The organism is Pseudomonas sp. 2FE (genome assembly GCF_005503735.1).
GTDB lineage: Bacteria > Pseudomonadota > Gammaproteobacteria > Pseudomonadales > Pseudomonadaceae > Aquipseudomonas.
Map to the genome: position 1 here is coordinate 1 of NZ_SCMO01000005.1, position 12,447 is coordinate 12,447.

Below are 12,447 nucleotides of genomic sequence, written 5' to 3' on the forward strand. Positions count from 1 at the left end.
CGCTCCACTCCTTCGCCCGTGCAGCAAGTCCCTTCATCTGGGCCCCGTTACTCCACGCTAGGCTCTGCTCCGCAAGCTGCTTGAGCTGAGCACTTTCGCTCCACTCCTTCGCCCGTGCAGCAAGTCCCTTCATCTGGGCCCCGTTACTCCACGCTAGGCTCTGCTCCGCAAGCTGCTTGAGCTGAGCACTTTCGCTCCACTCCTTCGCCTGTGCAGCAAGTCCTTTCATCTGGGCCCCGTTACTCCACGCTAGGCTCTGCTCCGCAAGCTGCTTGAGCTGAGCACTTTCGCTCCACTCCCTCGCCAACGCAGCAAGTCCCTTCATCTGAGCGCTGTTACTGAAAGCCCGACTCTGATTAGCAATCTGCCTGAGCTGAATTTGTGCGGTGTCGATCTCGCTCACTACGTAGCACCTTGCCGAATTGTGTCTGGGTCTAGCGTAACCCAGCTTGCCTACCTGGGCGTAGTTAGGGCTGGAAGGAGGATTTTCGAGATTTTTTTCGAGATTTCCTCTCGCTTCAACCTTTCAAAGAATGGTCACTGTAAGTGCCGTCCAAATGACGGAGCTAACAGAAGTGGCCACCCATACATTCAAACATAAATTTGAAACATTTCTACTATCACTGAACCCTGCCGACCTCCCCGAAGCACGGCATCTCTCCATTGATTTTGTTCGCATGTATGCAAAAAGAATTAGCGAACACTTCATCACACACCCACCAACCCCAACAAAAAACAAAGAAATCTTCGAATATAAAAGCGATTTCTATGGAATAACAATAAGGTCAAAAATTCCTGAAGGGGTCATCAAGCGAGCCAAATGCAAAAAATTTTGGACACGATCAATCGAGAACAAAACAAACGAAGGCCGTCTACTTCATGAAGCCAGAAACCAAGTAGTCGGCGAGCAAAAAAACAAAAATGATAGCTCAGGCAAGCCAGTCGGTAATCCCCCCTGAAAACAGTGCTCGTCAGAAGTAGAATTTTCTCCTAATCGGATCAAGGAAATTTTGCGTGAAGACATCGCGTTTTTCGGACAGCCAGATCATCGCCATCCTCAAGCAAGCCGAAGCCGGCAGCCCAGTGCCAGAGCTGTGTCGCGAGCACGGCATCAGCTCGGCGACCTTCTACAAGTGGCGCGCCAAGTTCGGCGGCATGGACGCCTCATTGATGGCTCGGCTGCGCGAGTTGGAAGAGGAAAACCGTCGCCTTAAGAAGATGTACGCCGAAGAGCGCCTGAAGGCCGAGATCATCCAGGAGGCGCTGCAAAAAAAGTGGTGAAGCCATCTCGACGGCGAGAGATGGCGCAGCAGGCCGTTCGTTCAGGCCGGGTCAGCATCAAGCTGGCGTGCTTGGCCTTCGGGGTCAGCACCACCTGCTATCGCTACCAGCCACGCTTGTCGGCGGAGAATGCCGAGATCGCCGATCAGCTGATTCGGCTCACACACAACCAGCGCAACTGGGGTTTTGGCCTGTGCTTCCTGTATCTGCGCAACGTGAAGGGCCATCGCTGGAATCACAAACGGGTGTATCGGATCTATCGGGAGCTGGAGTTAAACCTGCGGATCAAACCGCGCAAGCGCATCGTGCGGGAGAAGCCTGAGCCGCTTGCCGTGCCGCCGGCCATCAACCACTGCTGGTCGATGGACTTCATGCACGACCAACTGGCCGATGGCCGCAGTTTCCGACTGTTCAACCTGATCGACGACTTCAATCGCGAAGCCCTGGCGATGGATATCGACTTGTCGCTACCGGCGGAACGCGTGATTCGCGCACTGGATCAGGTGATCGAATGGCGCGGTAAGCCGCAGGCCATTCGCAGCGACAACGGGCCGGAGTACATCAGCAGCAAGCTCGTGCTCTGGGCGGAAAAACATAGCATCCGCCTGGAGTACATCCAACCCGGCAACCCGCAGCAGAACGCCTACGTCGAGCGTTACAACCGCACGGTGCGTTACGACTGGCTGGGGCATTATTTGTTCGAATCCATCGCCGAGGTACAAGAGCACGCCACGCGCTGGATATGGACCTACAATCACGAGCGGCCAAACATGGCCCTGGGAGGCATCACCCCCAAACAGAAGTTGGCCCTCGTGGCCTGACCCCTACTTCTGGCGAGCACTAAAAATGGGGGGATTACCAGTCCAGCTGTACTGCTCTGATAAAACCTTAAAAAGAATTAAAGAAAAATCTGACAGAAACAAAAAAAGCCTATCCAAGCTGGCAGTCAAAAATATTAAAACCGGAGAAACAAAAAACCTCTTAGAGATTGCAACAAAAAACGAAGAAACCAGGGCTTTGGAGACGTATCACATCATCAAAAACCTTGAGCATCTCGCAGACGAAAATGGCTTTAAGTGGTTATTTATAACCCTAACAGCACCAGCGGAATACCACCCCAACCCCGCCAAAGGAAAGAGGCGCTACAACTATCAGCTGGGCATAGTCGCAAGCCATAAATATATAAGCACTAAGTGGGGACAAATTCAGTCAGTTCTTAGCGCACGAGACATCCCAGCATGCTCTGAGTCATATTTTGGAGTAAGGACAGTAGAACCGCATAAAGACGGAAGCATGCACTGGCACATACTGCTATTCGCAAGAACCACATTGATTGAGAATATAATCAAAGCAATAAGAGAGAAATTCAAGACCGAAGCATCAGCCACAATTGTTATCGGTAAAGACTACACAGAAAAAGGAAGTGCAAAAGCAGCATCATATATTTACAAATACATTTCAAAATCACTATCACAGAAAGAACAAGAGCAATGCGCACAAGACGAAATGCACGATGACATCCGTGAGGAAAACGACCTGGCAACCATCAGGAATAAAAGTCGAGTGCAAGCCGCCATCAAAGCAATCCGAGCACGCCAGTATCAGTACATTGGCGTCAATAGGCTAACAACCATGTACAGAAAAATAAACAAGCTAAAGATGGATAAGCTAGACATACCCCCAGGAAGCTTACCGGCCTTCATAAAAGAAAAAATCTGGAGAAATAGGCTTGGCTTTTACCACATGCTAAAAAACATCGAGCCATTTAAAAAGGGAGGTGACATACGCCTAGTAACTGAACCCTCATGCAACAGCTATGGCGAGCCAACCAAGAGGGTAATAGCTATCAGAATAGGAGACATGATGATTAGCACCGAGTCCGAATACAAGATAGAAAGGATCCGCCACATGAAGAGTTAGAGTTATACATAGTTATCCAAGTTCCGATCCCGATGGGATCGGCAGCACAGCAACCTACACTAGGAACCATAAATGAATAATCTTGATCAAACGATCTACCAAATTGAGCAGCTCCTCAGCCATGGGGGTGGTAGCTCGCAATGGTTCGCCCAAGCGTTTCTGTCTTGGTTGAGTCATGACACACCCTACCTGGTAAATCTTAGCGGTATAGATCGGCTCGACAGCGCGAATCTGGAGCTATTCACGACGATGCTTCGGATTCGCCGTGACCAACAATTGAACGAGTCGGAACGGCAAAAGCTGATAGCACTGGCCGATTATGCAAGACAGCGCTTCGGATTAGCCGCCAACTAAGTCAGGCGCTAGCTCAAGATTATCCAGGGATCTATTTCGTGGACGCCTAACGGGCCTCTCAGTCAAGGCCCGCTCCTGATTCAGCAACCGCTCCAGCATCTCGGCTTTGGCCTGAATAATCTCCAACTCCGGCAACCGTCTGGCCAGCATCTTCTCCCCCCGAGATAGCGACCGCTCGCGTTGTGCCAGCGCTACCTGCTGCTGTCTCAATAGGGTTGCGGCAGACTTCAATTCCAACGCGTTGCGCTCAAGTTTCTTGGCTCTTGCCTCCCGAGCTTTCTTGCGTTTTAACTCAACCGCTATCCCTTGAGCGTGAGCCTTTGAGATCGTTTCAGCATGCTGCCACGCGGGCGTCTGATGACCCAATGCCTTGGCTGCATAGTCGATGGCACTCAGCCGAGGAGCCGCGCCCGCATCGGCGAGCGTCCTGTAAAAGCTAGCAATATCGCTGTGCTTAGCCTTAGCCCCTTTGACTCCTCGTGATAACCCACGAGGTGCACCACAAGCAGCGTAGAAGCTGTCCTGCATAGCGGAAACAACCTTCGGGCCGCCCAAATAATCACGGGCGCTCAAACGTCCATCTTGGGTCAATGGAACCACGTAAGCCACCATGTGAGGAGTAGATTCATCCAGGTGAACTGCTGCGCAAAGTACCTGATCATTGCCGTGACGATGCCGCAGCCAAGCGAGGGCGTCCCGAAAATAGCCATTGCCGAGGTCATCCAAGGGGCCACCATAGCGCTGGAATGCTTCAGGGGAAGCGGTGATCAGATACTCAATACAAAGCACTGCGTCACGCCGTCTTCTGACTGGAAGCCGATCATTCAGCGCCCGAATCAACTGCTGGCAACTAGCGGCCCCCACCACACGGTTCTGACTCTGCTGGGCAGGATCAGCATTAGGCGTAGGTTGCTCTCTGAATGTATGCCGTGCTGACCGAGAGATGGCCGCCAAACTCTTGTGCTTATTCGCCCGAATGATCGAGTACATGTCAATCACCCCAGCTCGGGGGAGTCAATCTCGTTTCCTCGCTGGTAGCGGTGCCTTCGCCTTAATGCTGGCGAAGGCTCCAGCGTCCCAGTTAGTGCTGGCTCAGGAGCTTGCCCGGTCAGTAGCTTTACTATCCCCTCAAGGAGCAGTCGAATCGCTTTGATCACCAGTTCAAACAAGGCTTTGTCGGCAAGCAAAATTTCTCCGAGGTCAGGGTCAGCTGAGCGACGTGCGATACCCCAATCTTCAAGCTCTAAAAGGGCATTCCAGGCACTTGTGGGGAGGGCTTTGCGCGGAATGGCATAGACAAACTCGCCCATTTGCAGGCCCGGGCCCCATGTAATCGTTCGCTCAATCTCCTCGCGCAACTGCTGCTCTGGAAGAGCTAGGGCGGCTCTGATGAGGACTGTTTGATCCTCAGGGTTTAGCGGTATCACTTGGTTTGCCATGGCGCTTCTCCGTCACCTTAATACTGTATGTATGTACAGTATTATCCAGATAAGTGCGGAGCCGTGCAACTCCATTTTCACGATGTGTAACCCACTACACATCGGCAAGCCGATGGTGGGCCAGCGTGCCGCTGGGGTATCTGTGCGGAGCGATGCTCCTTGCAAGGTCGCGCCCCTTTGGCGCAGCCGGCGTGGGGTCTCGCCCCCACACGGCGACCGGGGAAAGCCCCCGGTGCTACTACGCGACGCCACTGCGTGCCGTCTTTGTCTTGTGATGTTTTTAAAAGCAGCTTCGAGGTTGCTCAGGAAAAGAACAGAAATCCTGTAGGCCTTTACCTGTCCAGATCATTTACCGTCGGCATCAATGAACTGCGGAGACAAGTTACTGCCGTGGGCGTGGGGCAGTAATCGGCCAGAAGATGCCCCTCAGAAATGTTGGCTAATGCCCCGACGCAAGCAGCAGTAGCCGGTCACAAACAGACCATGGACACGCCGCTACCGAATCCGTAGTCTCCGTTCAGGCTATGCCGCTTTTCTTTCCGCCTCATGTCGCGTTTAAACGCGCCCTGCACGCCGCTGAAGGAGTTGCTCATGGACACGGAACGTTATCAGCCACAAGTGACGGAAATTATTACCCCGCCTACGTCATCTACTTATAGTTAGGCAGCCTCCGGAAATTCATCTCCGGTTGGTTTTGATCGCAACACCGCGTCGCCTGTGAGGCGCCATTGTTAGTGGCATTATCAAAAGGAGTTGGTTTATGCCGGACAACGTAACAATTAACTTACCGCGCTCACCGTCTGTCTTGGCGGCGTCTGCCTTTTCTTTCTGCGTTGCGGCGGCTACCGTGTCGGGCAGGCCCGGCCTAACAACTGCTTCAAGTCGTTCGCTGCGCTCACTTGGACGGGCTAAAGCCCGCCCCTTAACCAAACGTTAGCAGGCACTCGCCATGATCTGGAAAATCAAGTTTGAGTCCGAATCCCTAATTTCACTCGAAACAGGTATGAAACGTGGCTATATCATTGAGCTCGCAGAAGAGCGCAGTGATGGAAATGAATATGTTTACTTCGAAAAAGCCGCTATAGGTGCACTCGGCGGTTTGAAAATGCATATCTATGCGGATGAGCACCCGCCTCCTCACTTCCACGTAAAATATAATGGCGAGGAAAATAGCTTTCGCATTGATGACGCCAGCCCACTTTATCCAGATGGCGGCTTGAAAAAATGGTTCAAGAATATTAAGAAATGGCATATGCAAAATAAGAGCGAGCTTATTTCTGCATGGAATTCAATGAGGCCTGAAGGATGTCCTGTTGGCCCTATCCGCTGCTAACTTTTTTACTCTCTGACATTATGCGTTAGACAATTTTAAATTTGGAGAAACCATGTACGAAAACACAAATGAAGTCCTCAATAAAATCAAGAATCACCTTGAAGAGAAGTTCGGAGAAGCATTTGAATTCTCAAAGAGCCGCTGCGATACCTTTGCATCATACAAATCGAATAGCTATTTCTTTGATGTAATGGCCGCTTTCATCCAGGCTCGTGTGCAAGCAGATTTTTCAACTCCAATCGAAATGCGTATTGATGAAGTTTTGGCAAAAGAAAAAATCGAGAAAGACACACATTACAAGCTGACATCAAAAATCGTATCAGCACCAATTCCTATTGAGTACTGCATCGAAACAATTTAAAACCGCATCCGTACATGCCTGCTAACAACCAGTTAAAACCGCTCACTTCGTTCGCTGGGACGAGCTAAAGCCCGCCCCTTAACCAAACGTTAGGGCCCAAGGATGTACCTCTATGAACCTAGATACAGAAGAAATATTTAACGCAATAGCTGAAGAAGTTAGCTATATAAATCTTCACTGGAAATATCTAACAGAGCTATTCATAGACGGCCCTGGCGAAAGAAAACAAGAAATACTAAATCGAGCCTCGCCAATTTTTTTCGACTTTGCATTTCACCTCTTCTACGACCACGTTATTCTTAAGTCTGCAAAACTTGCAGACCCCGCTATACAGGCAGGAAGCGAAAATCTGAGCATTCACAATCTAATCTCAAAGCTAGAACCTATCCCACAAGAAATAAGCTCTGACATTCAAAAGCATCTCGACCAAATCACGAGCAACCTTACCAGCATTAAATCTCATAGAAATAAGCGCATTGCACATAACGATCTAGAAGCAAGGTTAGCCAAACAACAGCTGCCGCAAGTTAATGAAACAGAAATATCATCCGTCATTAACGGACTAGGAGAGCTTCTTAATGCAATATCACTCCATTACTTCGGGTTCAGCCGAAACTACAAAGCTTCAGTCACAGCCAGTTGCGAGCCATCTCATTTGCTTAATATATTGAAATCTGGAGTTACGCTCTAACAATGTACCTGTTTCTGGCAGGGTTGAAATTGAAACTGAGCCGAGTCAAATACTGACCTTTCATCCATCTGCACCTTGGGGTAGCCTAGATGAGGCTAGAGATGACATTATCGTTCAAATAAAAAGGGTGATTGATGCCTGCGCTCCGTGATTTACCTTCTTCAAACTAATGCCTACAAGTGAATGTACCCGCACCGGAGCAACTGACCTCCAACGCCAGCCACCTAAAACCGCCAAAAATCACCCTGTTACCTCCACCAAGTTAATACAGGCACGTAGAACATGAGGACATTAAAAGCAGTCGGAACATCATTCCAGAAAGATAACTGGAAAAATCTCTTTAAAGAAGATACGAACCTCATAAATTGCAACATAAAGCTCGCCCCCGAATACGACAACCAATTCGACAAAAACGCAGTCAGAGTCACCTATGAGAACACTCACCTGGGTTATATGAGCAAACCTGATGCCGCGCTATATAAATCGAGATTTGGAGAGAGAAGCACTGAGCTGAAAGGGCAAATAGAAGTCAAGGGAGAAACAAACACCGTAACTTTTAATATTGATTTATGTGACATAAAAAATCATTATGTCTACAAAATCATCAACAACGTTAATGGGTGTTATTACATCGGAAAACGCTCCTGCTCTTGTGATATTGAAAAAGATACAAAATATATGGGAAGTGGGAGGCGACTCTTAGCTGCTATTTATGAGTATGGAATAGAAAACTTTACAAAGGAAATCTTGTATTCCTGTGAAAGCGAAAGAGAAGCGTATGAGAAAGAGGCTGAGCTTGTTACATTTAAGGGGATCCAAGATCCTCTTTGCTACAATTTAGTAGAAGGTGGCTCTGACGGGCATCAAAGAACCTTAAAATCCTTAAATGAACTATGGGAACAAATAGACATTATTAGCTATTTATCATTCTATAGAAATCTGGAAGATATGCCTCAAAACGAACTCGATACTATGGAAAAATCTCTTCGCGCCGAAAACTTAAATCTTAAAAGCTCTAACTCCAAAATCCGATCAGATGAAGATCGCATGAAGATCTGGGATATGAATTTCAAACGGGAACTTATTCGATTAAAAAAAGGACAAACAACAAAAGAAAGAATGGTTAACGTATTTTGCACCTGTGACATCACTCCACTTTTGGACGCTATTTCTGCACAACCATGTCATTGACCACATCAACCACTAAGTGCAATACCCGTGATTGGCTAGAGAACATCCCTAACATGACGTCTAGTGCTTTCCTTGACGCCCTCAGTTGCTGAATATATTTCATCAAGAAATTCTTTAACCCCACTAATCGGATAAAGGGGCTCATTACCAAACTGTACGTATTTTGGCCCCTGCCTTCTCTTTCTCCAGGCCTCAATAGTAGTAACTTTAACCCCTCCCAGGATAGCCAACTCACTAGCAGTCAGAAACCCTAGTGACCGAGCAATTTCTTGGCGCTTCTCAATATTAAAATTCGGCTCATTTACCATCGTATCTCACCCCAACTCGATCTGATGGCCCCAATTTAACCAACCAGCCGCTGTAGGCAGAGAAGGGAAATTCAGAAAAAATCCAAGATTTCCCTCCTCGTCATTTAGGCCGTTGCCAGACGAGCGCTAGCGCTGTGCACATCCGCTGCGTTTATCTCGGTATAGCGCTTAAGCATTGCCCAGGTCTTGTGCCCCGTCATAAGGGCCACATGCGGAATTGCCAGCCCATGGCGAAAGAAATCCGCTGTCGCCTTATGCCGTAGGTCATGGAACCTCAAGTCCTGGATCCCCAGCTGCTTACAGGCACGAGTAAATGCCGCACTAACTGAAGCCTCCTTAACACCAAAAATACTGCCGCGCATTCTATTAGACAAATAGGGCTCCAGTATTTCCCAAGCATCACCGAGCAATGGAACCACTTGATTGTTGCCATGTTTCTTCTTGGGATCTTTCCTATCCCTGATCAGCACAGTTCTTAATCGCCTATTAACATCCTCCACTTTAATTCTGGCTATTTCCCCTTGCCTCATCCCGGTAGCAAGTGCAAATTTCACCATGATAGTCATATCAATAATCTGCCTGGGATTTTGCGCCCAGTGCGCATAAAGCTGATCAAGTTCAGCATCTGTGGGCTCCCTTGACCGCTCAGAGCTTCTCGTCATAAGCCCCATATGCTTAAGACTCTCTCTAGCTTCAAGCGCTAGCCGAACAGGAATATCAAGCCGCCGCGAGTGTCGCGCCCACTTAAGCACGGAAGACAGAAAAGACAAATCCGCCGCAATTGTCACTCCACCGGCTCCGTCCTCAATCCTAGAGTCCACAAAGTCACGCATAACCAGCGCATTCAATTCCCTCAAGCGGACATGACCAATTTTCTTAATTAGCATATCGAGAGTGGCTGTCTTGGTTTTTCCAAAGCGAGCAACCGACATTTCAATGTATTTGCAAATCAAATCATCGACAGTCGCATCCTTCGGCGGCTGAGAGTAGCCTACAGCAGCCACATGTATTAGTTGCCGCTCAACCACTTCGGCCCAAGCCTTAGCTTCTGTTTTTGTCGTAAATGTCGCCCCTCGATAGACGCCAAACTTCCTGACCTGCGCGCGCCATTTCCCACTCTTCAGTTTAGTGAAAGTTGCCATATTCAATTCCTCATTCATTAGCGGTTGACTGCCTGCCGCCATGATTCTGAGAAAGCTTGCTAAACCCGAAGAGGAGGGAAATTCAGAAAAAAACTCCATTTCCCCCGCTGAACCTCCAGCACTCGACCCAACCAGCGTGTGCGCTACGATGCATCTGTATAATGCCCAGCACCTGTACCCGTTATGCCCCTTGTGTGCACCTCGTGTGCACCAATGCAGCAAAACATAGCTTTTTCCCTGGTCGCCAACTTGAAAAATATCCTTATAAATCAAATACATATAAGCAGGAAATTCAGCGTCGCCCCGATGATGGATTGGACCGACCTGCATTGCCGGTTCTTCCTGCGCCTGCTGTCGCGGCATGCCCTGCTGTACACCGAGATGGTCACGACCGGCGCCTTGCTGCGCGGTGATCACGAGCGTTTTCTGCGCCATACCGAAGCCGAGTACCCGCTAGCCCTGCAGCTCGGTGGCAGTGTGCCGGCCGAACTGGCGGCCTGTGCGCGGCTGGCTGAGGAAGCGGGTTATGACGAGGTCAACCTGAACGTCGGCTGCCCGAGCGATAGGGTGCAGAACAATATGATCGGCGCCTGCTTGATGGCCCATCCGGGGCTGGTAGCCGATTGTGTGAAAGCCATGCGCGATGCGGTCTCGATCCCGGTAACGGTCAAGCACCGGATCGGCATCGACGGCCGTGACAGCTACGCCGAACTCTGCGACTTCGTCGGTCAGGTGCGCGAGGCGGGCTGCCGGAGTTTTACCGTGCATGCTCGAATTGCCATCCTCGCCGGCCTGTCACCGAAGGAAAACCGCGAGGTTCCACCGCTGCGTTACGACGTGGCGGCGCAGCTCAAGCAGGACTTCCCGGACCTGGAAATCATCCTCAACGGCGGCATCAAAACCCTGGAGGAATGCCAGGAGCAGCTGCAGAGGTTCGACGGGGTGATGCTCGGCCGCGAGGCTTATCACAACCCCTATCTGCTGGCCGAGGTCGATCGGCGATTGTTCGGCAGTACGGCCCCGGTCATCAGCCGGGTTGGCGCGCTAGAACTGCTGCGCCCGTATATCGAAGAGCATCTGGCAGACGGTGGCGCCATGCACCATATCACCCGGCATGTGCTGGGTCTGGGTCAGGGCTTTCCGGGAGCACGACGTTTCCGCCAGTTGCTGTCCGTCGACATTCATAAAGCGGCCAACCCACTGGCACTGCTTGACCAGGCAGCCGATTTGCTCAGAGGTCGCTAGCCAACAGCAGTTGGATTTTACTCGGCGACTTGCAGCACCACCCGCCCATGTTTCGGGCAGCCTTCCATGTAGCGATGGGCTTCGACGAATTGCGTGAAGGGGTACACCCGCTCGATCCGTGGCAGCAGTACGCGATCACGGGTCAGTTGGTTCAATGCGTTCAGGGCACGCTCCAGTGCCACCTGATCCTGGGGAATGCCCAGTTCCGGCTTACCGGTGAAGTTGCCCAGGCAATGGACGAAGAACTGGATGTTCTTCTGGAACGCCGCACAAGCCGGGAATGGCGTTTGGTTGCCACCCTGCAGACCGTACAGCACCAGCCGCCCACGCGGCGCCAGCACATCGCCGAGCAGGCACATCTGCGGGCCACCCAGGCCGTCCAGGACCACGTCGACGCCACGCCCATCGGTGTACTTGCTGATTTGCGTCACCAGGTCCTGCTCTTCGGTGACTATGACTTTCTCGGCGCCGAGGGCCAGCAGTTGCTCACGATCTTCCGGGTCTTTGGTCGCCGCGATGATCCGCGCGCCCAGGGCCTTGCCCAACTGTAGGAATGCCGGTCCCGCACAGTGCGCGGCGTCCGTCACCAGCACGGTTTGCCCTGCTTTAATGTTGGCCAGATCGACGTAGGCGAAATAGGCGATCAGCAGCGGCGTGTAATGCCCGCTGGCTTCAATCGGGGTCAACAGTTCCGGATAGCGGGTCAATGAGCTGCGCGGCAACAGCACCTCATCGCCATACCCCGGGTATTGATTGGGGCTGTGGGCCGGGAAGCTGGCCACCTTGTCACCCACGGCCAGGTCATCCACACCCTCGCCGAGCGCCAGCACTACGCCGGCCAACTCATGCCCCAGCCCCGCCGGCAAATGCGCCTGCGAAGGCGCCAGGTTCTGCCGCCACAACACGTCGTACCAGCTGACGCTGATAGCCTCGACACGCAGCAACACCTCACCCGCCGCGGGTTGTGCGGTTGGTTGTTGCTCCAGCTTGAGCACTTCAGCCGGGCCGAACTGATGGAAACGAATCACGCGGGACATCTCTCACCTCGCATAGGGATCCCTAATGCCATGGACTTTATCGGGGCTTTGCCGGCAAAACCACCCGCGGCTATCGATAGTCGACATAAATGCCAATGATGCGGCGACTTGACGCCAACGGCGCAGCCCTTCAGCCTCATGCGCA

14 protein-coding genes are annotated in these 12,447 nt (G+C 51.2%); 9 read left to right on the forward strand and 5 right to left on the reverse strand.

Annotated features, from left to right (window positions below):
- A partial coding sequence (locus FFS12_RS10510) for a hypothetical protein (RefSeq protein WP_137886788.1) occupies positions 1-403 on the reverse strand: 403 nt, incomplete at its 3' end.
- A 154-nt stretch (positions 404-557) separates the two neighbouring features.
- On the opposite strand from FFS12_RS10510, the gene FFS12_RS10515 reads away from it, so the two are divergent.
- The 4 genes from FFS12_RS10515 (at position 558) to FFS12_RS10530 (ending at position 3,555) form a co-directional block, all read left to right on the forward strand.
- Positions 558-959 (forward strand): hypothetical protein, encoded by a 402-nt coding sequence (locus FFS12_RS10515; RefSeq protein ID WP_137886789.1) that lies wholly within the window; start codon positions 558-560, stop codon positions 957-959.
- Positions 960-1,014: 55 nt separating this feature from the next.
- Positions 1,015-2,102, forward strand: a protein-coding gene (locus FFS12_RS10520) for an IS3 family transposase (protein WP_137886790.1) whose coding sequence is annotated in 2 segments (ribosomal slippage) — positions 1,015-1,264 and positions 1,264-2,102 — 1,089 coding nt in all. Because the reading frame shifts where the segments join, the coding sequence is not laid out codon by codon here.
- A 25-nt stretch (positions 2,103-2,127) separates the two neighbouring features.
- Complete coding sequence (locus tag FFS12_RS10525) at positions 2,128-3,201, forward strand: replication endonuclease (RefSeq protein WP_137886791.1); 1,074 nt, start codon at positions 2,128-2,130, stop codon at positions 3,199-3,201.
- Between the two features lie 72 nt (positions 3,202-3,273).
- Complete coding sequence (locus tag FFS12_RS10530) at positions 3,274-3,555, forward strand: hypothetical protein (protein WP_137886792.1); 282 nt, start codon at positions 3,274-3,276, stop codon at positions 3,553-3,555.
- Here the strand turns inward: FFS12_RS10530 and mobV are convergent.
- Complete coding sequence (mobV, locus tag FFS12_RS10535; protein ID WP_137886793.1) at positions 3,541-4,545, reverse strand: MobV family relaxase; 1,005 nt, start codon at positions 4,543-4,545, stop codon at positions 3,541-3,543. The two genes, FFS12_RS10530 and mobV, sit on opposite strands and share 15 nt — an antisense overlap.
- Positions 4,546-4,550: 5 nt before the next feature.
- Positions 4,551-4,994, reverse strand: coding sequence for a hypothetical protein (locus FFS12_RS10540; protein ID WP_137886794.1), 444 nt, complete (start codon positions 4,992-4,994; stop codon positions 4,551-4,553).
- A 949-nt stretch (positions 4,995-5,943) separates the two neighbouring features.
- Between FFS12_RS10540 and FFS12_RS10545 the strand changes: the two genes are divergently transcribed.
- The 4 genes from FFS12_RS10545 to FFS12_RS10560 all read left to right on the forward strand — a co-directional run bounded on the left by FFS12_RS10545 (position 5,944) and on the right by FFS12_RS10560 (position 8,570).
- A complete protein-coding gene (locus tag FFS12_RS10545; RefSeq protein ID WP_137886795.1) occupies positions 5,944-6,327 on the forward strand; it encodes a DUF4160 domain-containing protein in 384 nt (127 codons plus the stop codon).
- Between the two features lie 52 nt (positions 6,328-6,379).
- Entirely contained in the window at positions 6,380-6,688 is a 309-nt protein-coding gene (locus FFS12_RS10550) for a hypothetical protein (protein WP_137886796.1), read from the forward strand.
- Between the two features lie 112 nt (positions 6,689-6,800).
- Positions 6,801-7,379 (forward strand): hypothetical protein, encoded by a 579-nt coding sequence (locus FFS12_RS10555; RefSeq protein ID WP_137886797.1) that lies wholly within the window; start codon positions 6,801-6,803, stop codon positions 7,377-7,379.
- A gap of 282 nt (positions 7,380-7,661) precedes the next feature.
- Complete coding sequence (locus FFS12_RS10560; RefSeq protein WP_137886798.1) at positions 7,662-8,570, forward strand: GIY-YIG nuclease family protein; 909 nt, start codon at positions 7,662-7,664, stop codon at positions 8,568-8,570.
- Between the two features lie 412 nt (positions 8,571-8,982).
- Here the strand turns inward: FFS12_RS10560 and FFS12_RS10565 are convergent, their stop codons facing one another.
- The gene (locus FFS12_RS10565; protein WP_256657363.1) at positions 8,983-10,350 is read right to left on the reverse strand and encodes a site-specific integrase; all 1,368 of its coding nucleotides are present in this window, start codon (positions 10,348-10,350) and stop codon (positions 8,983-8,985) included.
- On the opposite strand from FFS12_RS10565, the gene dusA reads away from it, so the two are divergent.
- Positions 10,327-11,265, forward strand: coding sequence for a tRNA dihydrouridine(20/20a) synthase DusA (dusA, locus tag FFS12_RS10570; protein ID WP_256657364.1), 939 nt, complete (start codon positions 10,327-10,329; stop codon positions 11,263-11,265). The genes FFS12_RS10565 and dusA overlap by 24 nt on opposite strands.
- Before the next feature lie 17 nt (positions 11,266-11,282).
- Here dusA and FFS12_RS10575 read toward each other — a convergent pair whose 3' ends face one another.
- Positions 11,283-12,302 (reverse strand): zinc-dependent alcohol dehydrogenase family protein, encoded by a 1,020-nt coding sequence (locus FFS12_RS10575; RefSeq protein ID WP_137886801.1) that lies wholly within the window; start codon positions 12,300-12,302, stop codon positions 11,283-11,285.
- Positions 12,303-12,447 lie beyond the last annotated feature (145 nt).

Bases quoted from the DNA above. Each gene is read 5' to 3' on its own strand.
- FFS12_RS10515 (WP_137886789.1), top strand. From the start codon at position 558: ATGACGGAGCTAACAGAAGTGGCCACCCATACATTCAAACATAAATTT.
- FFS12_RS10525 (WP_137886791.1), top strand. From the start codon at position 2,128: ATGGGGGGATTACCAGTCCAGCTGTACTGCTCTGATAAAACCTTAAAA.
- FFS12_RS10530 (WP_137886792.1), top strand. From the start codon at position 3,274: ATGAATAATCTTGATCAAACGATCTACCAAATTGAGCAGCTCCTCAGC.
- mobV (WP_137886793.1), bottom strand. From the start codon at position 4,545: ATGTACTCGATCATTCGGGCGAATAAGCACAAGAGTTTGGCGGCCATC.
- FFS12_RS10540 (WP_137886794.1), bottom strand. From the start codon at position 4,994: ATGGCAAACCAAGTGATACCGCTAAACCCTGAGGATCAAACAGTCCTC.
- FFS12_RS10545 (WP_137886795.1), top strand. From the start codon at position 5,944: ATGATCTGGAAAATCAAGTTTGAGTCCGAATCCCTAATTTCACTCGAA.
- FFS12_RS10550 (WP_137886796.1), top strand. From the start codon at position 6,380: ATGTACGAAAACACAAATGAAGTCCTCAATAAAATCAAGAATCACCTT.
- FFS12_RS10555 (WP_137886797.1), top strand. From the start codon at position 6,801: ATGAACCTAGATACAGAAGAAATATTTAACGCAATAGCTGAAGAAGTT.
- FFS12_RS10560 (WP_137886798.1), top strand. From the start codon at position 7,662: ATGAGGACATTAAAAGCAGTCGGAACATCATTCCAGAAAGATAACTGG.
- dusA (WP_256657364.1), top strand. From the start codon at position 10,327: ATGATGGATTGGACCGACCTGCATTGCCGGTTCTTCCTGCGCCTGCTG.
- FFS12_RS10565 (WP_256657363.1), bottom strand. From the start codon at position 10,350: ATGCAGGTCGGTCCAATCCATCATCGGGGCGACGCTGAATTTCCTGCT.
- FFS12_RS10575 (WP_137886801.1), bottom strand. From the start codon at position 12,302: ATGTCCCGCGTGATTCGTTTCCATCAGTTCGGCCCGGCTGAAGTGCTC.